The 23,009-nt window shown below is 61.7% G+C and carries 16 protein-coding genes and 2 pseudogenes; 12 read left to right on the forward strand and 6 right to left on the reverse strand.

The annotated features are described in order from the left end of the window. The first annotated feature begins 394 nt into the window (after window positions 1-394). Together ABQU90_RS02160 and ABQU90_RS02165 are read left to right on the forward strand one after the other, a co-directional pair. Window positions 395-1,687: an adenylosuccinate synthase gene (locus ABQU90_RS02160; RefSeq protein WP_055845741.1), complete on the forward strand. Its 1,293-nt coding sequence runs from the start codon at window positions 395-397 to the stop codon at window positions 1,685-1,687. A gap of 761 nt (window positions 1,688-2,448) precedes the next feature. Further along, window positions 2,449-5,013 (forward strand): annotated as a pseudogene (locus ABQU90_RS02165) (M1 family metallopeptidase); the annotation flags it as partial. A 295-nt stretch (window positions 5,014-5,308) separates the two neighbouring features. Here ABQU90_RS02165 and ABQU90_RS02170 read toward each other — a convergent pair. Together ABQU90_RS02170 and ABQU90_RS02175 are read right to left on the reverse strand one after the other, a co-directional pair. Beyond that, window positions 5,309-6,631 (reverse strand): Smlt3024 family type IV secretion system effector, encoded by a 1,323-nt coding sequence (locus ABQU90_RS02170; protein WP_323523211.1) that lies wholly within the window; start codon window positions 6,629-6,631, stop codon window positions 5,309-5,311. 25 nt (window positions 6,632-6,656) lie between these two features. Further along, window positions 6,657-7,520, reverse strand: a complete 864-nt coding sequence (locus ABQU90_RS02175; RefSeq protein ID WP_323523212.1) for a Smlt3025 familytype IV secretion system inhibitor — start codon at window positions 7,518-7,520, stop codon at window positions 6,657-6,659. A gap of 474 nt (window positions 7,521-7,994) precedes the next feature. Here ABQU90_RS02175 and ABQU90_RS02180 point away from each other — a divergent pair, with 474 nt between their 5' ends. The 6 genes and pseudogenes from ABQU90_RS02180 (at window position 7,995) to ABQU90_RS02200 (ending at window position 13,930) form a co-directional block, all read left to right on the forward strand. Continuing rightward, window positions 7,995-8,912 carry a hypothetical protein gene (locus tag ABQU90_RS02180; protein WP_323523213.1) on the forward strand — a complete coding sequence of 306 codons (918 nt, stop codon included), beginning with the start codon at window positions 7,995-7,997 and terminating at the stop codon, window positions 8,910-8,912. A gap of 155 nt (window positions 8,913-9,067) precedes the next feature. After that, on the forward strand, window positions 9,068-9,985 hold the full coding sequence (locus tag ABQU90_RS02185) for a hypothetical protein (RefSeq protein WP_323523214.1): 918 nt from the start codon (window positions 9,068-9,070) through the stop codon (window positions 9,983-9,985). A 20-nt stretch (window positions 9,986-10,005) separates the two neighbouring features. After that, window positions 10,006-10,791: pseudogene (locus tag ABQU90_RS02190) on the forward strand (hypothetical protein); the annotation flags it as partial. 20 nt (window positions 10,792-10,811) lie between these two features. Next, window positions 10,812-12,566 (forward strand): type I restriction enzyme subunit R domain-containing protein, encoded by a 1,755-nt coding sequence (locus tag ABQU90_RS22740; RefSeq protein WP_407078734.1) that lies wholly within the window; start codon window positions 10,812-10,814, stop codon window positions 12,564-12,566. Between the two features lie 16 nt (window positions 12,567-12,582). After that, window positions 12,583-13,284, forward strand: coding sequence for a M48 family metallopeptidase (locus ABQU90_RS02195; protein WP_323523216.1), 702 nt, complete (start codon window positions 12,583-12,585; stop codon window positions 13,282-13,284). Window positions 13,285-13,675: 391 nt separating this feature from the next. Further along, window positions 13,676-13,930 (forward strand): XAC0095 family protein, encoded by a 255-nt coding sequence (locus ABQU90_RS02200; protein WP_323515313.1) that lies wholly within the window; start codon window positions 13,676-13,678, stop codon window positions 13,928-13,930. Between the two features lie 270 nt (window positions 13,931-14,200). Here the strand turns inward: ABQU90_RS02200 and ABQU90_RS02205 are convergent, their stop codons facing one another. From ABQU90_RS02205 to ABQU90_RS02215, 3 genes are all read right to left on the reverse strand, one after another. Then, window positions 14,201-14,599 (reverse strand): hypothetical protein, encoded by a 399-nt coding sequence (locus tag ABQU90_RS02205; protein ID WP_323523217.1) that lies wholly within the window; start codon window positions 14,597-14,599, stop codon window positions 14,201-14,203. Further along, window positions 14,596-15,048, reverse strand: coding sequence for a hypothetical protein (locus ABQU90_RS02210; RefSeq protein ID WP_323523218.1), 453 nt, complete (start codon window positions 15,046-15,048; stop codon window positions 14,596-14,598). The genes ABQU90_RS02205 and ABQU90_RS02210 overlap by 4 nt, the downstream gene beginning before the upstream one ends. Before the next feature lie 99 nt (window positions 15,049-15,147). Beyond that, on the reverse strand, window positions 15,148-15,777 hold the full coding sequence (locus ABQU90_RS02215; RefSeq protein WP_055845724.1) for a TetR/AcrR family transcriptional regulator: 630 nt from the start codon (window positions 15,775-15,777) through the stop codon (window positions 15,148-15,150). 179 nt (window positions 15,778-15,956) lie between these two features. Between ABQU90_RS02215 and ABQU90_RS02220 the strand changes: the two genes are divergently transcribed. From ABQU90_RS02220 to ABQU90_RS02235, 4 genes are all read left to right on the forward strand, one after another. Then, on the forward strand, window positions 15,957-16,736 hold the full coding sequence (locus ABQU90_RS02220) for a histidine phosphatase family protein (RefSeq protein ID WP_323523256.1): 780 nt from the start codon (window positions 15,957-15,959) through the stop codon (window positions 16,734-16,736). Window position 16,737: 1 nt separating this feature from the next. Next, the gene (locus ABQU90_RS02225; protein ID WP_323523219.1) at window positions 16,738-17,613 is read left to right on the forward strand and encodes an NAD(P)H-hydrate dehydratase; all 876 of its coding nucleotides are present in this window, start codon (window positions 16,738-16,740) and stop codon (window positions 17,611-17,613) included. Window positions 17,614-18,047: 434 nt separating this feature from the next. Further along, entirely contained in the window at window positions 18,048-19,604 is a 1,557-nt protein-coding gene (locus tag ABQU90_RS02230) for a glycoside hydrolase family 30 protein (protein ID WP_407078753.1), read from the forward strand. A gap of 206 nt (window positions 19,605-19,810) precedes the next feature. After that, window positions 19,811-20,554: a DUF429 domain-containing protein gene (locus tag ABQU90_RS02235; protein WP_407078735.1), complete on the forward strand. Its 744-nt coding sequence runs from the start codon at window positions 19,811-19,813 to the stop codon at window positions 20,552-20,554. Here the strand turns inward: ABQU90_RS02235 and ABQU90_RS02240 are convergent. Continuing rightward, a complete protein-coding gene (locus tag ABQU90_RS02240; protein ID WP_323523221.1) occupies window positions 20,548-22,908 on the reverse strand; it encodes a GH92 family glycosyl hydrolase in 2,361 nt (786 codons plus the stop codon). The genes ABQU90_RS02235 and ABQU90_RS02240 overlap by 7 nt on opposite strands. Window positions 22,909-23,009 lie beyond the last annotated feature (101 nt).

Genomic DNA, 23,009 nt, shown 5'->3' on the forward strand with positions numbered 1-23,009 from the left:
CGTAGGAGCGCACCTGGGCGCGACAGGCATTCCTAGCAAAGCGTCGCGCCCAGGTGCGCTCCTACGGCCCGAGGGAATTGGAGATTTTCGACGGCCAGTGTAGAGACCGGCAGCATTCGGCAGCACCCACCAACCGACGGCCAGCCGCAATCTGACCAGCCCCCGATCCGCCGCCTCGCCAGGGGTAGTGCACGTCACCCGAAACCCGGATAATGCACAAAAGCCGGCCGGGCACGCTCCAACCAGAGCACTCCGTTCGGCTTTTTCCGTGTCCGGGTTGGTCGCTGCTGCAACGCTCCCCGATGGAGCCGCGCGCAAGGTGGCGCCGCCAGCCCCGAACCGGTCCCATCCCGCGGCCCCGATGGCCGCAGCAAAACTCAGGAGTCCACCCGTCATGGGTCAGTCAGTTGTCGTGCTTGGTGCCCAGTGGGGCGATGAAGGCAAAGGCAAGATCGTCGATCTGCTTACCGAAGAGATTGGTGCGGTCGTCCGCTTCCAGGGCGGCCACAATGCCGGCCATACCCTGGTCATCAACGGCAAGAAGACCGTCTTGCATCTGATTCCGTCCGGCATCTTGCGCGACGACGCGCTGTGCCTGATCGGCAATGGCGTGGTGATCTCCCCGGCTGCGCTGATCAAGGAAATCAGTGAGCTGGAAGGCGCCGGTGTGGAGGTGCGTTCGCGCCTGAAGATTTCCCCGGCGGCCCCGCTGATCATGCCGTACCACATCGCCTTGGATCAGGCGCGCGAGAAGGCCGCTGGCGGCAAGGCCATCGGCACCACCGGTCGCGGTATCGGCCCGGCGTATGAAGACAAGGTGGCGCGTCGCGGTATCCGCATCGCCGACCTGCATTACCCGCCGCAGCTGGAAGAACTGCTGCGCACCGCGCTGGATTACCACAACTTCGTGCTGACCAAGTACCTGGGCGTGGAGGCGGTCGATTTCCAGAAGACCTACGACGAAGCGCTGGCGTTCGGCGACTACGTGCAGCCGATGAAGTACGACGTGGCCGGCATCCTGCACGACCTGCGCAAGCAGGGTAAGCGGGTGCTGTTCGAAGGCGCGCAGGGCGCGTTGCTGGACATCGACCACGGCACCTATCCGTACGTCACCAGCTCCAACACCACGGTGGGCGGCGCACTGGCCGGTACCGGCGTTGGCGCCGATGCGATCGACTACGTGCTGGGCATCGCCAAGGCCTACGCCACGCGTGTGGGTGGCGGCCCGTTCCCGACCGAATTGGACGACGAAGTGGGCCAGGGCATCCGCGACCGCGGTGCCGAGTACGGTGCCTCCACCGGCCGCCCGCGTCGTTGCGGCTGGATGGACATCGTTGCGCTCAAGCGCGCGGTGGCCATCAACGGGATCTCCGGCCTGTGCATCACCAAGCTCGACGTGCTGGACGGCATGGAAAAGCTCAAGGTCTGCATCGCGTACGAATACCGCGGCAAGCGCACCGAATACGCGCCGCTGGATGCCCAGGGCTGGGAAGAGTGCACGCCGGTGTACCTGGAGTTCCCGGGTTGGAGCGAGAACACCCACGGCATCACCGTGTGGGACGAGTTGCCGCCTGCTGCACGCGCCTACCTGCGCGCGCTGGAAGAACTGGCCGGCTGCCCGATCAGCATCGTCTCCACCGGCCCGGACCGCGACCACACCATGGTGCTGCAGGACCCGTTCGCCTGATTGGCTGATGCGTCATTGAAACAAGAAAGCCCTGCGAAAGTAGGGCTTTTCTTTGTCGCGCTATCGCGCGTCGCCTTAGGTAGTGGAGTAATGGTGTACGTGCCGGCAGCCTGATTGCAGTCCAACCCGGACCGCGACCACACCATGGTGCTGCAGGACCCGTTCGCCTGATCGGCTGATGCGTCATTGAAATAAGAGAGCCCTGCGAAAGCGGGGCTTTTCTTTGTCACGCTATCGCACGTCGCCTTAGGTAGCGGAGTAATGGTGTACGTGCCGGCAGCCTGATCGCAGTCCAAGGCCCGCTTGCGCACGTAGCGCAGCCGATCAGGCAGGCAGACTGCAACTACGGCGGGTGTGTAGCGTCAGCATCATGCCGAGTGGTGCTGGAGGTATTGGGCGCGCGACGCATCACCGTCATTACCAACTGCGCATCAGCCGCCTTGATACGAGTCGTGTTCATCGCTGGCCTGTAGCATGCCCTCGCCATCCGGCGTCCATTCGCGCCGGCTTGCTTTGATTATCATCGGCAGCACCAACGCTTCTTTTCCACGTCTACGTTTTCGTGCTCGCAAGGCGTGGACGTGACTTTCGGCTGTGTTGGGGTATCTGCGTTGACGCGATGATTCTGCACGGACAACTTCCATCACGTTAGGAACCTCATGCGCCATATTCTGGTGACTGCAATTGCACTGGCGCTGGCCAGCACGTCCGCCGCTACCGTGGCCCATGCTGCCGCTGCTCCCGAGACGGGGGCTCCATCGGCCTCGCAGGTCACTACCCAGCTGCCGCGAACCGCCAGGCCGACGCATTACGCGGTGGAGATCACCCCGCATGCCGACAAGATGACCTTCGATGGCAAGGTGCGCATCGATGTCCAGGTGCTCACCGCTACCGATGCCATCGTGTTGCAGGCAGCCAATCTGCGCTTTTCCAAAGCCACGCTCGCAGCAACGGGCGGCAAGCCGGTAGCGACCAAGATCGCCACCGACGATGATGCGCAGACCGCGCGCTTCGATACCGGCACACCGCTGGCATCGGGCAACTACGTGTTATCCATCGACTACAGCGGCATCATCAACACGCAGGCCAATGGCTTGTTTGCGCTGGATTACACCACGCCGCAGGGCCAGCGCCGCGCGCTGTTTACCCAGTTCGAAAATTCCGATGCGCGTCGCTTCATTCCGTCCTGGGATGAGCCTAATTTCAAGGCCACGTTCGACCTGGCGGTGAATGCGCCGGCCAAGCAGATGGCCGTGAGCAACATGCCGGTGGCGCGTTCCAGCGCAGCGGCGGGCGGGATGAAGAAGGTCGTTTTCCAGACCACGCCCAAGATGTCCACCTACCTGCTGTTCATGAGCCTGGGCGACTTCGAGCGCGCCACGGTCAAGACGGATAACGGCACCGAGATTGGTGTGATCGCGCAGGCCGGCAAGGTCGATCAAGCCAAGTTTGCACTGGAATCCAGCCGCGATGTGCTGCACGCGTACAACGATTATTTTGGCGTGCCGTATCCGCTGCCCAAGCTGGACAACATTGCTGCGCCCGGGCAGAGCCAGTTTTTCGTCGCCATGGAAAACTGGGGCGCGATCTTTAGTTTCGAGTTCGTGTTTCTGCTTGACCCGGCGGTGGCCGACATCAACAGCAAGCAGGCCGTGTTCACGACCGCTGCGCATGAAATTGCCCACCAGTGGTTCGGCAATCTGGTCACCATGGCGTGGTGGGACGACCTGTGGCTCAACGAAGGTTTTGCCAACTGGATGGAATCGCGAACGACCGCGATGCTTCACCCGGAATGGGATATCGACAAGACCAAGGCAGCCTTCAAGAGCCGCGCGGCGATGCGGCGCGATGCCTACGTCACCACCCATCCTGTGGTGCAGCACGTGGACACCGTGGAGCAGACCAGCCAGGCATTCGACGTGATCACCTACGACAAGGGCGAAGCGGTCATCGGCATGCTCGAAGACTACGTCGGCGCCGAGCAATGGCGTGCCGGCGTGCGCAACTACATCAAGCAGCATCAGTACGGAAATGCGGTGACCGACGCGCTGTGGCAGCAGGTCGATGCGATGGCACCGGGCAAGCAATTCACCCAGGTCGCACACGACTTCACCACCCAGCCCGGCGTGCCGTTGATCAATGTCGCCTCCACGTGTGTGGACGGGCAGACCAACCTCACCCTGCAGCAGGGCGAATACACGCTCGATCGCCCCGACAAGCAGCCGCTGCGCTGGCATGTGCCGGTCGCCGTGCGTGCCGGCAACGGCGCGCCGGTACGCGTGCTGGTGGATGGCAGCGCACAGCTGCAATTGCCCGGCTGCGATGCACCGGTGGTGGTCAACGCCGGACAGAAAGGTTACTTCCGCACCCGCTATGCACCTGCGCAGTTCAAGACGCTCAGTACTGCATTTTCCAGCTTGCCGGTGGTGGACCAGCTTGGCCTGATGATGGATACCAGTGCGCTTGCCACGATTGGCCTGCAACCGCAGGCAGATGCGCTGGAGTTGACCACCAAGGTGGCGGTGGGTGCTGCGCCGGACCTGTGGGAAACGGTGGCCGGCACTGTGGACAGCGTCGACGACATGCTCAAGCAATACCCGGCCACCCGTGCCGCATGGCGGTCGTATACCACCTCGCGGCTGGCACCGCAGTTTGCCACCCTGGGCTGGGACGACCGCGCTGGCGATTCGGCGCAGATCAAGCAACTGCGCACGCGGCTGATTGGCAGCCTCAGCGACATGGGCGACGCGCAGCTCATTGCCGAAGCGCGCCGCCGTTTTGCCGCCTTCCAGGCCGACCCGGCGTCGCTGTCGCCGGAGCTGCGCACCAGCGTGCTGAGCATCGTCGCGCGCAATGCCGATGCCGCCACCTGGGACACGCTGCATGCGATGGCGAAGAAGGAAACCTCTTCGATGATCCGCGACCAGTACTACGGCCTGCTGGCGGCAACAAAGGACCAGGCCCTGGCCAAGCGTGCACTGGAGCTGGCCTTGACCGCCGAGCCAGGCGCCACCACCGGTGCCAGCATGATCGACATGGTGGCGAGCGAACATCCGGACCTGGGCTTCGACTTCGCCGTGGCGCATCGGCAACAGGTGGACGGCCTGGTCGACTCCACCTCGCGTGCCCGCTATTACCCGAGTCTGGGTTCCGGCTCGGTCGACCCGAAGATGGCCGACAAGATCAAGGCCTACGCAGACCAGTACCTGGCTCCCACCTCGCGCCGCGACGCAGAGACCGCCATCACCGGCATCCAGACCCGGATCAAGCTGCGCGCGGCGTTGGTGCCGCAGATCGAGGCATGGTTGAAGGCGCGGAAGGGCTGAGCATTGTCGGATGTGAGTTAACGAAAAAGCCCGGCAACCGCCGGGCTTTTTTGTGTCGGGTGTTGGAGGTGAGTGCCTGTTTGCAGTCTGCCGATTCGCGCAAGGGCGTACTGCACTGGATGGGCAAGCAGTTGTGCGTTTGAGCTTAGTGCGACTTCTGGAGTTGCGCGGCAGGCAGCGTTTTTTAAGCGTTTCAACATTGCCACTTGCATCACGAAGCGGCGCTGGTCGTCTACGCGCAATCCGTCTTGCACGACGGAGATGCCTCGCAACTCTGCGTCATGCCAGATTGCACTCAAGCCATCCGCATTGCCGGAGCCTCGCGTGAGCGGTCCATCTCCTGCTGTTGGCTCTGCAGCGCTGCCTGCTGACGATCCACCGTCGCAATTTCCAGCTGCTGCAGCGATTGTCTCACCGGCGTGCGCACCGCCTCATCGGTGGGCATCGATGCACGCAGGTGTGCAGGGTCGTTCAATGCACCTTGCACCACAAACACCGTGTATCCGGCCGGGTGTTGCGCGGTCTGCGTGCTCAGCGCCACATGATCTACACGGTCCAGATTGTTCTGGCGGGCCAGGTTCATGGCACTGGCCACCAGGCGTTCGCTGCTTTCGTCCGGTGTGCGCCCGGCTTGCGCATCGATCGCGCTCACGCCAGCGCTTACCTGTTGCAGCAACGCGTAGTCGCGGTGGCCCGGGCCGATATCGGCTAGCTTGGTAGGTGCCTGCGTCCGATCGGGCACGCCATCGACCGATGCCGTGAACGGGCTGCGAGTGATGGAGCGGTGCTGATCGTCCTCATGAAATTGCGTCGCTTTCTGCTGGCGCTCCATGCGCACTTGGCGTGTATCGTTGAGTTCTGCCAGGCGCGCAGGATTGGTTTCTTCGCGCATGGAAGCATGCCCGCCACCGACGCTGACATTCATCCACTTTTGTTCTTTTTCGAAGTACATCGCATAGAAACTGTTGCTGCCGATGACGTTCGGATCGATCGCAGAACGGCCCTCCAGCATCTGGATCGCTTCGGTCGCCCCCAACTTGGCCAGGTACTGGCTACCGTCCACCAAGCCCATCTGCGCAAAGGTCTCGTAGCCGGTATTGCTGATGCGAGCGGCGCCGACGTACTCGTTGTCGAGCATGTTGGTCCAGATCTGTTCCAGCTTCTGGGGGCCGCTTTTTTCTAGGGCCGCTTGCAGGAGCACGCGGGGTGTCCAGCAGTTGGGGTCGAGCTCATGGTCCAGGAAGGCTTGATCGTGTGCACGCATGACGTCCTTGCCAGGAAGGTTCAGCGCCATATCCGGACGCTCTTTGTCGAACCAAGATTGCCGAAGCTCAAGATCTTTCTTGAGCAGCGTTTGTCCGAACTCTTCCCACTGGCGTTCGCTCAATTCAGCATTGGCAAAGCGCGAGCCATTATCGTGCTGTGTTTTGGCGTAATTTTGTGCGTAACTGTTAGCCACTTGCCCTGGCAAGCTGTCGTTGCGCACTACGCCTAACGCCAATGTCCCATAGCCGTCTGCGCCATCAAGCTGCGAAAGATAGTTCCAATACAGCGCTCGGTTGCCTTTATTTGCGTAGTCGGAAAGGATTTCCAGGTCTTGCTCAGTCAGTCCGCTCATCGGCTACTCCCTGTAAAAACACTAATCACTGGACTTTAGTGCGGGCTAATACCTTCCTCACCGCATCTTCCATGCGCTTCCAGTCCTTTAAAAAAGCACGCTTGTAATTGAGGCTGATGGAAAGCTTGTTTTCGATGTCAGAGAAATAGTGGACGCAACTTGCTGCAGTAGCTCCTTTTTCATGAATCACTTCAGATCCTTCCAGACGAACACCATCTCCTCGAAATTTGGTGCTGTCGCATTTGATGAAAGTAGTTAACTTGCCGCCCGAGTCGCGCGCGACATACCAATCGTCCTCAAACGCTGGGTTGCGTGTCGGAGGCTCGCCGTGGTGGGCTTGATACGCTTTCACGTATACCGCCATCTTCTCCTCATCAATGGCATAGGGCGTTAATCCGAGTGTTTCAGACTGTGCAATGCGAAGGTCGAGCCTGTCGACAGGATTTCCCCGTTCAACCGAGCCGGTTTCGGTACGCCTATCGTTTGACGAGAAACGCCCCAGCAATGTCTCGACGGGGACATGGTCGACATAGTCGATCGACACAGAAATTTCCTTACGGAAATCGTTCGTACGCGGGTTCGCGCGCGCACCGGGCGGGGTGGGGGTCATGTCCGGCCACTCGATGACAAGCGTCACGCCTTCGCCCGGCCACGGTGCGATCTGGCTGTCCAGGTAGTTGGCGGGGATACGGAACGTGTTCGGTCCCAGCTTCACGTCGACAGGCGCATCCGAATAGGTGTGCCCGTTAATGGTGCGGCCTGTGGTGACGGTGTCCGACATGGGGGAAGTCCTTTTTTGTTCGGGTGATGGCGTCCGTGCACAGGCACTGCCGGTCACAGCGACGGCAAGTGCAAGCGTCAGGCACCGGCCAGTTGACATCATGTGCATTCGTCAATCCATTGCAGAGTCTTGTCGCGAACTATAGGCAAATAAGCGCCGGCGGGACAGGTTGACCACATCGATGGCCGGCGTTCGACTCTCTTTAGGTATCAACAAGACCGATGCTCATTTCGGCTAGCGCTCGCAGTCACTTCTCGCTCGAAGCACGAGCACTGATCGGCTGTGCCGATCAAAGAAGGTGCAATGAGCGCAGGGAGGTGGCGGTGACTTTCGCGAGTGGATATGCAGACCTGCAGCATTGGGCGCGCCTTGATGTACGACCGAGAGAAACTGACCTCCGGTACTCAATAGAGTCGCGAGATGTCGCACTGCCCCCATATGCTGCACAGGTTGTTACAGGCCTTCTGTTACAGGCGCTGCCAACCTCTGGGCCAGATCAATCAATGCCATGCCGATGCTTGACCTCACCCCGTTACGCGGCCACAGTCCGGAGCGTCTGTTCTCTCTGCTCAGGTGATGCTCGTGAAGAATCTGATGCGTTGCCTGGTAGCCACGGCGCTAATGCCCATTATGACGCTTGGGTGTGCACGACTTTCGACAGAAGATGCTGCAGCAAAGCCCTTGCCCGATGCCCAGGAAGTGTCCTCGTTTCCTCAGGCACCCGCTGCTTCGCCCACACCCTGGATCCCCTTCAAGTTGGAGCGGCAGATGGGGGCTGCCTGTGTTGACAGGATGCAATCGCAGGGCACTGCGCCTGCACCGCTGTTGAGGGACGCGTTTTGCCGAGGCCCGGCACCCGCGCACATGGCGCGCGCACTGCTGGCTCTGCGTGCAGACGCCGTCGATACTTCGCAGCAGGCGCGCGAAGCCAGTCTGCGCAATGCGGTCTACGTGGCCGCACCTGGGTTGGGACGACGTGCGGATTTCACTGTGGCCGCGGGTGAGCTCACGATTCGTTCGTTCGAAAGTGCCGATCCCGACAAGACGGTGTATCTGGTCTGGCCAGTGAAATGCAGTGCGGGTGACGCAGGCCTTGCATGCCAATCAGGCCAAGGTCGCAAAGCCTATCGCCTCGATAAGGACGGCAATGCATCCGACGTCAGCGTATCAATCTTCCCGCAAGCGCCCAGCCTGACTGCTGAAGATATTGCCAGGCAGAACGAACACGGCGGCTCGGAGCTTTTTCTGTTCGACGACAAGTTACCTATGGCGCCAACCATGCGATGGCTAATGGAGTTTGACCCCGACCAGCCGCTTGCCGCCGATGACCCAAGGCGGGTCGGCGCTTATGCGCATTTTGGCTTTCTCCGATGGACGGGCGAACGCTTCGAGCGCGTCGAACGGGTTACAAGAGCGCAGTGGCCGTGTCGTCAACAACGCACGGGCGAACCAGCATGTTCTGATTATCCAGATGGTGAGGACCGATTCGTTTTCCATTAATTCAAAGGTTGCCAACCCATGGCGTGCGGCATAGGGTGAGCGCAAGCGCACAGGTAAAACCAGGCCAAAGTGATAACCAGCACGACAAGGCATGATTGATATCGTCCTGATACAACAAGCCGATCAAAGCTTAGGCAACCCACACGGAGCAGAGCATGCATCATCGCCATTTGAACGGATTGCTTGTGGGTGTCGTGCTCATCGCTGCAGCTGGATGCGCCCAAGACAGCGCCCGCTCGGCAACCAACTCTTCAGCGACGATAGCTGCCCCCCAGAACGTCTATCCGGAAGTGCCTTTGTCCTCTCCAAAGCCATGGAAGCGGTTCGCGCTGGAGCAAGACATGGGGGCCACCTGCACAACCCGATCACAGCGAAGCGCTTCTGGCCGCAGTGTTCTTCTGCCTGCCGACGAATGTATCGGCCCTGCGCCGCGCCCTTTAGCTCAAGTTATCTTGGCGCTTTCGTCATCTGATCTGGCAATCACTCCCGACGCGCGCACAGACGCCTTGAAACATGCTGTTTACGTTGCATCTGCTGGTTTGGGTAAGCGTGCCGATTTCATGCTGGCGACCGATGCATTCTGGGTGCGCTCTTTCGAATCACCCGATCCTCTTGACGTCGTATACCTGGTTGGTGGGGTGCGGTGTACCGATCAGGCAGTGGACTGCAAGGATTCGGGTGGCGTGCGCGCGTTCCGTTTCGATGCGAAAGGACAGCTGGCCGATGTTAGTAGAGAGGTATTGCCGCCTGCACCCACATTGACCGAGGACGAGATCCGTCGTTACCAGCCTTACGCGGAACCTGTCCCGTTTCTTGATATGTCGCGTCTGTGGGCGGTTCCCGTGCTGCGCTGGGTGATCGAGTTCGACCCGGACGCACCGCTTGCCAGTGATCCGCGCTACTACAACGATTGGGCGTACCTGCATTTCGGATTTCTGGTCTGGAATGGGCAGCGCTTTGACTTGATGAACACGGTTGATCGCTCGCGATGGCCGTGCAGGCCCGTCGCTGAAGGAAAAGCTGCCTGTTCTGGTCCGCTGGACAACAAGGGCGACCGTTTCGTCACTCATTAATCGATGCAGCGAGAGCAAAGATGGCGCGTGTCATAGAGCTAAATATCAAAGAGCGTGCAGACGAGGTTGTGGTGTTGTTCAATGCCAACCGTCCCGCAGATGCAGTGGCATTGCTGGAACGGCATCGGCAAGGACAGCCAGAAATCATGCAAGAAAGCATGGATCGCTACGTCGGCATCCAGGCAGAGCGTGATATCGCTGCCAATGCAGGCCGCGCGCAGACGCCAGGCGTTACCGCAGCGCTACAACGCCTGCAAAGCATTCACACGACTGCACCGCGATTTCCAGCCGATAATGAGATGGCGACTCTCTCCGACGGTCAAAAATACGACGTTTACGCAAGCATCGCCCAAGCGCGTGGCAATACGGCAGCAGATCAGGCGCTTGCAACGCCAGGGCAACGGGTCATCCTTGGCCTGCGGCAAGAGAATTCCACGCTCGACGCCATGGAAGATTCGGCACATCCAACCCAAAGGCGGTCAGATAACCCGGCAACTCCTCGCGATGAGTCACGCGGTGGCAGCGGTGTCTACAACGATCGCCTGGTCGTTCTGTGGAAGGACGCAGACGGAACCGCTCATGTTGTTGAGGCGAACCGCTCTAACACCGAGCCCACTGCGCAATACGATCACCACGCGGGCAATACCGGAGCCAGGCCGCTGGGCGAGGGCAGTCGTGAAAACCGCCGATTCGATCCCTCCCCCGGGTTTGAGAGCATTACGCGGCCGCGCAAGATCGAGGGTGACGATGTCAATGGGGATGGTGTCCGTGATCTCGGACGTTTGGGCGAAGGCACGATCGAAATGCCGAGGCCGATGGAGCGACGGTGCCGGTGCTCTACGAAGGACGTACTGCCAACGGCGCTATCAAAGATGGCGCGGACCTGGACGAACTGTTCGAGGATCTGTTCCGCCAGCACACACCGGAAGAGCTGGAAGCGATCAAGCAAAAGTATGCCACCAAGGGTCATATCTTCGATGCGCCGGCGCTGATTGCCGACAAGGCGCGCGACATCCTGCGCCATTACGTCGCCAACATCCTGCCCAATGGCTACAAGGCCCAGGTGGTGGCCTACAGCCGGCTGGCTGCCACTCGCTATTTCGTCGCCTTGAAAGCTGCACGCGACGAGCTGCTGCAGGAGGCGGATGCGCTGAGCCCGCAGGACAAGGCGATGGATGATGAGGCCCTGTGCCTGCGGCTGCCGAAGGTGCGGGCAGTGGTGCAGGCCTGGCGCTATCGTGAGGTGCTGGCGCGTATCGAGTTTGCGCCGATCATCTCCGGCAGCAACAACGACGATCCCGCCTGGAAGCATTGGACCGACAATGCAGGCCACGAGTCCCTGATCAAACGCTTCAAGAAGCCGCTGCTGCATCCGGATATGACCAAGGCGGATCCGCTGGCGTTCCTGGTGGTCAAGTCGATGCTGCTGACGGGATTCGATGCGCCGATCGCCGGTGTGATGTACCTGGACCGGCCGATTCGCGAGGCCGAGTTGCTGCAGGCCATTGCGCGCGTCAATCGCACCGGCTTTGGCAAGCGCCGCGGCATCGTGGTGGACTATTACGGTGTGGCCCAGCACCTGAAGGAAGCGCTGGCTGCCTACGCCGACGAAGATGTGGTTGGCGCATTGGCAAGCTTGAAGGACGAGGTGCCGGTGCTACGCGACCGGCATGGGCGGGTGGTTGAGCTATTCCGCGAACGGGGCATCGCATCACTAGCCGACACCGAGGCCTGTGTGGATGCACTAGGTAACGAGAAGCTCAGAGCGGAGTTAGTGGTCAAGCTCAAAGCCTTTCTTGGATCGCTGGACACGGTGTTGCCACGTCCGGAAGGCCTACCGTTCTCTGCCGATGCCAAGCGCCTGGCCTATATCCATGCGCGCGCCCGTAATCGCTACAAGGACACGCCGGTGCTTGGGAAGGACGTGGGCGCCAAGGTGCGCAAGCTGATTGATGACCATGTGATCTCTCTGGGCATCGATCCGAAGATTGCGCCGATCCAGCTGACAGATGCCCAGTTCGATGCACATGTGAGCCGGGCCGCGAATGACCGCGCCAAGGCTTCGGAAATGGAACACGCGGTGCGCTCGCATATCCGCAAGCACGCCGACGAGGACCCGGTGCTGTACCGCAAGCTTTCCGAGCGATTGAACGAGATCTTGCGGGCGTTGGGTGAGCAATGGAGCGAGCAGGTTGCTCAGCTGCAGGCACTGGTGGACGATGTGCGCAACGGCAGCGCCGGTGTTGCCGATGCGCCAGCGGGTGTGCCGGAGCACTGCGCGCCGTTTCTTCGCACGGTGATGGACGTGGTCTGTGCCGGACGCGAGCCGCCCCCGACGGAACTGCTCCGGTTGATGGACGTGACCGTGGAGCTGGTCGAGCTGTTGGTGCAGGAGCTGCATAGCAACCGCAATATCTGGAGCTTGCACAAGCGCGCGGCACAGGAACAGCTCAATGGTTTGCTGTTCGACCGTCTGATGCGGCTGCGTCCCCCGCTGATGGACGAAGCTGCGGCGGGGCTGCTCACCGACAAGCTGATGGAACAGGCACGTGCCAGCCATGAGCGGTTGATGCAGGTGTGATGCCATGCGAGCAGCCATGACAGCCTCCAGTCTGCAGGTGGACGATCTGCTGTTCACGGTGCGACACAGTGCGCGCCGCCGGACGATGGAGATTACCGTCGAGCGTGATGGCGCGTTGGTGTTGTCTGCACCGCCGGACGTGGCAGAGTCCAGGTTGCGTGCCTTTGTGCAGGAAAAGCGCTTCTGGATCTACACCCGGTTGGCGGAGAAGGATCGTCTGCAACGCCATGCGCCGCGTAAGGAGTTCGTGGGCGGCGAGGGCTTTCTTTATCTAGGGCGGAGCTACCGGCTGAAGATGATGTCCGACCAGACCGTGCCGCTGAAACTGGCCGCCGGGCGTTTCTGCCTGGCGTCGCAGGCCTTGCCCGAGGCCAGGGAGCATTTCATCCGATGGTATGGGGTACGTGCCAAAGCCTGGCTCTCCACGCGCATGGTGGAGCATGCGGCCCGGATGGAAGTCGCACCGGCGGGCGTAAAGGTCCAGGACCTGGGCTACCGCTGGGGTTCGTGTGGCAAGGGCGACTGGTTGTACTTCCATTGGAAGACCATCCTTCTGCCGGCTCGCATCGCTGAGTATGTGCTGGTGCATGAGATGACGCATCTGCATGAGGCGCATCACACCCCGGCGTTCTGGCTACGGTTGGAGCGTGCGATGCCGGACTATGCGCAGCGCAAGGCATGGCTTGCCGAGCACGGGATGGACGTAGAAGGGATTTGAAAGATCTGATTGGTTGCGCCAATTGCGCGATTTGGCTGGTCTTGTGGCGGTGCCGCCGAGCTGGTGGATGACACGCGCTCTGGTCGGCTCGCAGGTAAGTTCACTGACGCGATTCCCGGCTAGCCTTGACGCCAAGCCTTGCCAGTAGCACGATCTCCTCACGGAGCCTCGAAACTCCACGTATAGCGGTACCCACCTCCGACAAACCGGTGGGTTTTTTGTGCCTGCTTGTTTAGGGGCGCAACCGATGCGATGCCTGCGTCGGGAGGGCGGCTAATACAACACCCGCAAGGGGAATACGCCCGCCGGCTATACGCGGTTTCGAGCCTCCCGACTTCCCGTCCGTCGCATTGCGGCGGGCAGGCTGATTCCATGGAATGAGGAGCAGGCCATGTCGGACGTTTTACGAGATGCGCAGTCACACCCGGGCTACTACTTGCCAGAAGGCGCGCAATACCGCTTGCAGCAATTGCGTGACCATATGCGCTTCTTGGCGCGCCTGGCGCAGCCACGCACGCAGGCCGAAGAGCAGGAGAGACAGCCGGCCATTTGTATGGACGAGTTGGCGGTCTGTCTGGAGCTACTGGCGACGCAGGTGACACAGGTGCTGGACGAGGTGCAATGGCCTGCGGCGGTGGAGTGCTAGGTGTGATGGCTGGCAGACAAAGACGGCAGGCTGATTGCGCAACCTGCCGTTTGATTTTTTATCGATGTCTAGTCGCCTGGAAGCAGAATCTGCCGCCCAGGCTGATGGTGTCCACGTATACGTTGATGCCGTTGAACTCGCCCTAGTGGCAGGTTTTCCTGACGCTCGGTTCCTAGCTGCTGATGACGTCGTAGCCGAGGTTGACGCTGTAGGGGCAGTAGAACGCGCGTGGACTGTGGAAGCAGCCTTCAAGTCACCAAAAACATTGCGTCAGTAGTCTCTCATCGGTCCGGACATCCAGGTCACATTGCCAGGCAGGACACGCTTGCCGTAAGTGAGCGTGCCGCGCTTGCCCACGATATTCAGAATGAAAGAGGGTGGCAGATCCTTGCGGCCGGGATTGGTGAATGTCACACGTAATTCGCTTGATTCGGGCTTGAAGCGCCACTTGGTACTTCCCGGCGGCAGGCTACGCGCAGCGATATTGGGCCAGTAAACCACCAGGCCGCCAATGCCGTCCTCGCCGCCTCCGCTGTAGACGAGGAAGCTATACGGACCATGGTTCACCTCGAATGCCACGATGTCCCCGGTGGCGACGGCTGGCGCGCCCGTGAGTAGCATCAATAGGAGAAAGGGGGCGAGCCATGCGCTGCGTAAAGGGCGCTTCATTGTCCGTTCTTGCGCTTGTGCCGTGGTTCCCACGTGCTCTCAGGAGCATAGGGACCGACAATCCATGATGCGGTTCCTGGTATGACGCGCTTGCCCACGATGAGGCGGCCCTTGTTCCCTTCAATCTCAAGAGTGAAAGATGGAGGAACCTTCGAGTCACCGGAATTGACGTACTTGGCGCCGGCGCGGGTCAAGGCCTTATCCATGTGGTACTTCACCCCATTGAAGGGCAGGCCCATGTGCTCATAGCCGGGCCAGCTGATCATTGCGCCAGCGATGCCGCCACTTTCTTCGGAACCGCCGCCAACGTAAAGCTCCACTTCGTAATGGTTGTCCGGTGTCCTGAATGTGACAACCGTGCTTGTCGCATTAACTGACCAACTGCAGATAGCAAGCGCTGCGAATAGCGCCAAGCATACAACTCCCTTTTTGACGGCCATATCGCGCATGGCATCCCTCCTTGGTATGAGGCGTGATCTTATCCGATCGGCTTCGGGTGCCAAGTCACTGGCGCCGTGCGGTCGGCCACGCTGGCCAGTTGGCGGTTGCTACACCGGCGCAGATTTCAAAATCCCCGACAAACTCTCACGCAAAATCAGCTGCAAATGCATGCGGTTGAGTTCCATGCCGCTGGTCATCACGCTGTGCAGGCCGCCGCACATGGCGGCGACGGCGAAGACGCGGGCCTGGAATTCCTGTTCGCTGCTGGCGGGGTCGGCGTGGCCGCGCAGCAGGCGCTTGAGCAGGGCGCTGAGGTGTTCGATCAGCGATGCGCTCTGGCGGCGCATGAAGGCGGCCAGCACCGGGTCGCGCAGGGTGGCCAGGTGCAGCTCAAGGTCGATGCGGGTGCGCTTGATGTTGATTTCCTGCAGCAGCCACTCTTCGAGCAGGCCTGCAATGAAATCCACCACGTGCACGTTGGCCGGGCGGTCCACCAGCCACATCTGGCGGATGGCGCGCATGTAGTTGCGCTCCAGCAGTGCGCGCACCAATGCGTCTTTGTCTTCGAAGCGTTGCAGCAGGCTGCCGCAGGAGACCTTGGCGCGTTCGGCAATCAGTTCGAAGCTGGTGGCATTGAGGCCGATCTCGTCGATGCACTGTTCGGTGGCGTCGAGCACCTCTTCCAGCAGCAGTTCTTCGCGCTCTTTCGCCGTGCGTAGCAGCAGAACGTTGGACATGGGGAGCAGGCAGGCGGGGGGCTGCAGTATAGCGGCGTTGCGTTAGCCATCCGTTGCGTTCGCTGGGCTGTAGGCCATTGGTCATGGGTGCTGCGTGCGCTGCGTTGCAGTTCGTGTAGTTGCGCTGGTCGACCGTTTTTTCACGGCCGCTGTGCGACATGTGGAGCTCGTTGCAGGAGATGCATGTGAGTGAGAACAGTGCGGTTGCAGGGGTGTCGGCACAGTGGCCGGCGCGGTTATGGGTGGTGCGGCATGGGCAGAGCGCAGGCAATGTGGCGCGCGATGTGGCCGAGGCCAAGGGAGCGGCGCTGATCGAGCTGGAGCATCGCGATGCGGATATTCCGCTTTCGTCGCTGGGTGAGCGTCAGGCGGAGGCCCTGGGTGCGTGGATGGCAGGCCTGCCAGAGCACGAGCGGCCGACCTTGATCCTGAGTTCCACCTATGTGCGTGCAAGGCAGACCGCCGCGGCGGTGGCGCGGGCGCTGGGCCAACCCGCCGGTGCAGTGAGCTTGGACGAGCGGCTGCGCGAAAAAGAATTCGGCGTGCTCGACCGCTACACCACCTCCGGTATTCGAGATGCGTTTCCTGCGTTGTTTGAGCAACGTAACTTGGTGGGCAAGTTCTACTTCCGCCCGCCCGGTGGTGAAAGCTGGTGCGATGTGATCTTTCGCCTGCGCAGCATCGTGGGCGATTTGCAGCGGAATCATGTGGGCGCGCGCGTGTTGATCGTGGGGCATCAGGTGATCGTCAATTGCTTCCGCTATTTGATCGAGCGGATGGACGAGGCCACCATCCTGGGCATCGACCGCGAGGGCGATGTGCCCAATTGCGGGGTGACTGAGTACGTTGCCGCAGCCGATGGGCAATCGCTGGAGCTGGTGCGCACCAAGTTCGTGTCGCCGGAGCTGGCGCAGGAGCCGGTGACCACCGAGTCCGATCAGCCGGCAGGAGCGCGCTGACATGGCTGCGGCACGCGTGCGGACGCTCACCGCAGCGGCATTGCGCGCGATGCCGCTGCCATCGCCCGGTGGCGACAAGGAGCAGCGTGGGCGCGTGCTGATTGTGGGTGGATCGATGCGTGTGCCGGGCGCCGCGTTATTGGCTGGCGAGGCGGCATTGCGTGCGGGTGCGGGCAAGTTGCAGATCGCCACCGCGGCGAGCGTTGCACCGGGGATGGCGTTGGCGGTGCCGGAAGCCTTGGTGCTGGGGTTGGGGCAGAACGCGCAAGGAGAAATGGTGCGCGGGCACCGTGCGCTCGATGCGGCCATGGCGTCCTGCGATGCGGCGGTGATCGGTCCGGGCATGGCATCGACCAATACCACTGCGGCGTTGGTCAAACGTGCGATTGCGCAGGCGGTGTGCACCTTGGTGCTGGATGCGGGCGCGTTGTCGCCACGTTTGCGTGCGCCGGTGGGCCGCCCGTTCGTGCTGACCCCGCATGCCGGCGAGATGGCCACGCTGGCCGGCGACGACAAGGCGGCGGTGGAAGCGGCGCCTGGCGACTACGCGTTGGCGTTTGCGAAGACGATGCGCAGCGTGGTGATCGTCAAGGGCGCGGACAGTGTTATTGCCGGCCCGGATGGCGCGCTGTGGGTGTACCGCGGCGGTGCGTCCGGGTTGGGCACCTCCGGGTCTGGCGATGTCTTGGCGGGATTGATTGCAGGGTTTGCCGCGCGCGGCTGCGACGCGTTGACCGCTGCGTTATGGGGCGTGTTCGTGCATGCGGCTGCGGGCAGGCAGTTGGCCAAGAGAATCGGGCCGGTGGGGTTTTTGGCGCGGGAGCTTGGGGTGGAAGTGCCTGGGATTCTGGATCGGTTGGCACGGTCTGCGCTGTAGTTGACTTGCAGATGATTTGCGTCCTTCACCGGTCCGGGTGAAAGACAGCTTGTACACGACCGGCGTACGTGTTTTGGAGCGCTCGCGCCGCAGGATGTGGCCGGGGCACGAGTAACGGTGCTGCGAATAATGGACGTGCTGTCCTGGTGGGCATCTGTGTTGTTGCGTTGATTGATGGACTGGGCACCAATCCGTGCAGACGTACCCTCATCCGGCTCTTTGGGCCACCTTCTCCCGACGGGAGAAGGCTGAGACTGCGGCGTTGATTGACTGGCTTGGCTCTAAGCTCAGCAGACATAGCCTCATGCACTCGCCGGACACTTGTTCAACGGGGAGAAGCAATTCGCGCTTGTGCTCGTTTGTCGGGGCATTTGCGGCGCGTCGGTCGGTTAGGCTGTGCGACCAACCTGGGAGGGTGCACGGTGAAGCGAGCGATTGCGTGGTCGGTGATGGGAGTGCTTGGCGTTTGGAGCGCTGCTACTGAAACAGTGTTGGCATCTGCAGCGTCCGCAGCAGAAACGCCGATTCCGAGGCCAGCATCAACGACATCATCTGCCTCTACTCCTGCGGCGAATACGCTAGAAGCTGCCGTTGTAGATGCTGCTACTCCTCCAGCAGCACCCGCCGGCGCGTTACGCGTCTACACGTCCGCCCAAGGCGCATCGCAGCAGATGCGTGTCAGCACCGCTGATGCGCCCAGGGCAGGGCATGCGCTGACAGAAAAAGAGAACTCCATCTTCGTCAATCCGCAGCGCCAGTTTCAGGAGCTGCTGGGCATCGGTGGTGCGATTACCGATTCCAGTGCGGAGACCTTTGCCAAACTGCCCAAGCCTGCGCAACGTGCGCTGCTCACCGCCTACTACGACCCACAAAAGGGCATCGGCTATACGTTGGCGCGCACCACCATCCACAGCTCGGATTTCAGTAGCGGCAGCTACACCTACATCAAGGAAGGCGATGTAGCGCTGAAGAGTTTTTCGGTCAAGCACGATGCGAAATATCGCATTCCGATGCTGCGCCAGGCCATCGCTGCGGCCGGCGGCACGCTCACCACATTTGCCAGCCCGTGGAGCGCGCCGGCCTTCATGAAAGACAGCAATAACATGCTCAAGGGCGGCAAGCTGTTGCCGGAGTATGCGCAGGCCTGGGCCAGCTACTACACGCGTTTTATCGCAGCCTACGAAAAGGCCGGCATCCCGATCTGGGGCATCAGCCTGCAGAACGAGCCGATGGCGGTGCAGACCTGGGAGTCGATGCTGTTTTCGGCTGAGGAAGAGCGTGACTTCTTGAAGAACCATCTTGGCCCGACTATGGCGAGCGCCGGCTATGGCGACCGCAAGATCATCGTGTGGGACCACAACCGCGACATGATGGTGCACCGCGCGCACGTGATCTTCGATGACCCAGACGCGGCGAAGTACGCGTGGGGTATGGGCTTTCATTGGTACGAAACCTGGGCAGGATTCGAACCGATGGTGGAGAACGTGGCAGCGGTCGCGCAGGCGTACCCGGACAAGCATCTGCTGCTCACCGAAGCGGCGGTGGAAAAGTTTGACCCCGCGAAGTTGCAGTACTGGCCCAATGGCGAGCGTTATGGCACCGCCATCATCAACGACCTCAATCATGGCGCGGTGGGTTGGACCGACTGGAACATCCTGCTCGACCAGAACGGTGGGCCCAATCATGTGGGCAATTACTGCTTTGCCCCGGTGCACGCCGACACGCGCACGGGTGAGGTGACTTATACGCCGAGCTATTGGTATATCGGCCACTTTTCCAAGTTCATCCGGCCGGGTGCGCGGCGGGTGAGTGCGGCCAGTAGCCGCAGCAATCTAATGACGACTGCATTTACGAACCGCGATGGCTCACTGGCGACGGTGGTGATGAACGCCAGCGACGTGGCAATCCGCTACAACCTGTATGTGGGTGAGGCGTCGAGTGAATTGGAGATCCCGGCGCATGCGATCCAGACGGTGGTGATGACGCAGTAAGCGTGGATGGTGCTCGGAGTGTTGGTGGAGCTTGCGTACACTCATCCGCCCTTCGGGCATCGTCTCCCGGCGGGAGAAGGGGAGGCTTTGGTGTGATCGAAGCCGGCAGTGAGTCACCACGGGTGGATCGACGCTGCTCAAATGTTGTGCGCCATATGAACGTGTAACGCAGGACAGGCGCTGTTGCATCACACGGCAGTCAACCGATGCATTTCTTTAGCGAGAACCGGTACGTGAAACGACACCATTGTGTAGGCGTGGATGGTGCACGCAGCGGCTGGATTGCGGTGTGGGAGGCCGGCGATGCACTGGCGTATGCGTATTACGCAACGGTGGCCGAGCTGACGGTGGCGTTGCGCGGGGTGGATGTGCTGGGTGTCGATATTCCGCTAGGCTTGAGTGAGCACGCCTCACGCGCGGCAGAGGTGCAAGCGCGCCGCTTTGTGGGTGGGCGCCGTGCGTGCAGCATCTTTGCGGCGCCGTTGCGCGGCATCTTGCAGGCTGAAACACAAGCAGAAGCATCGGCGTTGCATCGCGTGCTGGATCATGAAAAGCAACGCGGCTTTGGTGTGCAGTCGTTTGCGTTGCTGCCCAAGATTCGCGACTGGGACAGCGCGTTGCGTGCAGACTCCGCATGGGCGGAGCACGTATTCGAGGTGCATCCGGAAGTGTCGTTTGCAGCGCTTGCCGGCGGGCAAGGCCTGGCGGCACCCAAGAAAAGCAGCGAAGGGCACCGACAACGGCGCAGCTTGTTAGGCGATCACTACGGCGCGGAGCGCGTTGCGTCGCTGCTGGAGCGCGTGCCGCGCGCATGCGCCCAGCCAGACGATGTCCTCGATGCCCTGGTGGCCCATTGGAGCGCGCAGCGCATTGCCGCAGGAACCGCTGGCAGTCTGCCAGCGGTGGTGGAGCGCGATACCTGCGGGTTGCGAATGGGCATCTATTACTGAGCCGACGCAGGTGCCGACATCGAATACGGCCGCTGCGCCGGGTCGGTGGCCCATTGTGTGTTCGGTGTTGCCTGCATGCGCACGCGCAGTTCGCCGCCGGCCTGAATCTCCTGATGGGTCAGGTAGGCGCGAGTCAAAGGCGTGCCGTTGAGCGAGACGCTGCCGATATACGGGCGCGCTTTGCTCACGCCATCTGCGATGACGCTGAAATGCTTGCCGTTGGGCAGGTTGAGCGTGGCGCGCGGCAGGAACGGGCGGCCGATGATGTATTGGTTGCTGCCCGGCGCGACCGGATAGAACCCCAGGGTGGTGAACACGTACCAGGCCGACATCTGGCCGAGGTCGTCGTTGCCGGCCAGGCCTTCGGGGCCGGCGTGGTATTGGCTGTCCATGATTTGGGTGAGGCGCGCCTGCGTGCGCCACGGCTGGCCCGCGTAGGCGTACAGATAGGCGACGTGGTGGCTGGGTTCGTTGCCGTGTGCGTACCAGCCGATTAGGCCGGTGATGTCTTCCATGTGCTCAAACACCTTGGGGTCGACCTTGGCGTCGAACACCGCGTCCAGCCGCGCAAGTAGCTTGTTTTCGCCGCCATGCGCGGCGGCGAGCCCGGCGACATCCTGCGGCACGTACCACGAGTATTGCCACGCATTGCCTTCGGTGTAGTCGCTGCCGTAACCGCTGGCCGAGGGATCGAACGGTTCGCGGAAATTACCAGCGCGGGTGCGGGCCCGCAGGTAGCCGGTGGCCGGGTCGAAGGCATGCTTCCAGTTGCCGGCGCGTTTGGTGAATTCGGCGGCAATCTCCCGCTTGCCGAGCGCACCGGCCATGCGCGCGATAGTCCAGTCGTCGAAGGCGTATTCCAGTGTCTTGGATGCGGCTTCGCCTTCTTCGTCGATGGGTACGTAACCCAGCTCGCGGTATTGCGCGATGCCGTCGTAGGGGCCGTAGTTGGCGCTGGCAACCATAGCATCGAGCGCTTCGTTGGCATCGAAGCCGCCGATGCCTTTCATGTAGGCATCGGCAATCACCGGCACCGCGTGGTAGCCGATCATGCACCAGGTTTCCAGGCCGTGGAATGCCCAAACGGGAAGGATGCCGTAGGCACTTTCGCGGCGCGACGCGAGCAGGGAATTGACCACGTCGCTGCTGCGTTGCGCCGGCTGCACCAGGGTGAGCAGCGGGTGCAGTGCGCGATAGGTGTCCCACAGCGAGAAGGTGGAATAGTTGGTCCAGCCGTTGGCTTGATGCACGGCGTTGTCCGGCCCGCGATAGCGGCCATCGCTGTCCATGAACAGCGTGGGCCCGAGCAGGGTGTGATACAGCGCGGTGTAGAGCTGGGTGCGCTGTTGCGGCGTGCCTTGCGCATCGATCGCCGACAGCGCCTGGGTCCATTGCGCGCGGGCATCTGCGCGGACGCGGTTGAAATCGAAGTCCGGCACTTCGGCCTGCAGATTGGCGATGGCGCCGTCTTCGCTGACCGGCGACAGCGCCACGGTGACCACCAGCGGTGTGCCGTCGTTGGCCACATCGAATACGCCGACCAGTTGCCGGCCTTCGATCTGCGCACGTTGCGCGGGGTGCTTGTCGCCCGGCGGCGGGAAGCCCTTGTACGGGATGTCCTGCTCGGTGTCGTGCAGCTGCGTGGCGGTGAGTGGGCGGGAAAAACGCATGGCGAAATACAACTGCCGCCCCGGTGCCCAGCCGCGTGTTTCGCGAAAGCCGGTGACGGTGCCATCGCTGCGCACGCGCAACCGCGACCACTGCACCTTGCCGGGGTAGTCGTACAGGCTGGTGCGCAGATCCACCAGTACATGCGCCGGCTTGCCCTTGGGGAAGGTATAGCGATGCATGCCCACGCGTGCGCTGGCGGTGAGTTCGGCACGGATAGCACGGTCTTTCAGCGTCACTGCGTAATAGCCGGGCTGCGCCTGCTCGCTGGCGTGATCGAACTGCGCGGTATAGCCGCTGCCGGGTTTGCTGGCATCGCCGCGCTCCAGCTTGACCTCGCCAACTTGCGGCATCAGCAGGATGTCGCCCAGATCCGAATGCCCGGAGCCGGAAAAATGCGTGTGCGAGAACCCGACGATGGTGCTGTCGCTATGCCGATACCCCGCAGCCCAGCCGTAGGCCTCCTTGCGCGGTTTGATCTGCGTATCCGGGCTCAACTGCACCATGCCGAACGGCACCGTGGCACCGGGATAGGTGTGGCCTTCGCCGCCGGTGCCGATGAACGGGTCCACCGCGTTGAAGGCAGACTCGGCCGCGCGTGGCGCTGCGCTGCCGGCAGTGACAGCAAGGCTGGCAAACAGCACCAGCCAACGCAGAGGCGAGGATGCGATCGATCGGTGCGGCATGCGAAACGTCTCCGGCGGATGCAGCGCCGGACCGTAGCACAGCGACGTTGCCTGCCACAGGCGTCACGCCGCGCACGATGGGATGATTGTTGTTGGGGTCG

The organism is Xanthomonas sp. WHRI 10207 (assembly GCF_040202975.1).
Lineage (GTDB): Bacteria > Pseudomonadota > Gammaproteobacteria > Xanthomonadales > Xanthomonadaceae > Xanthomonas.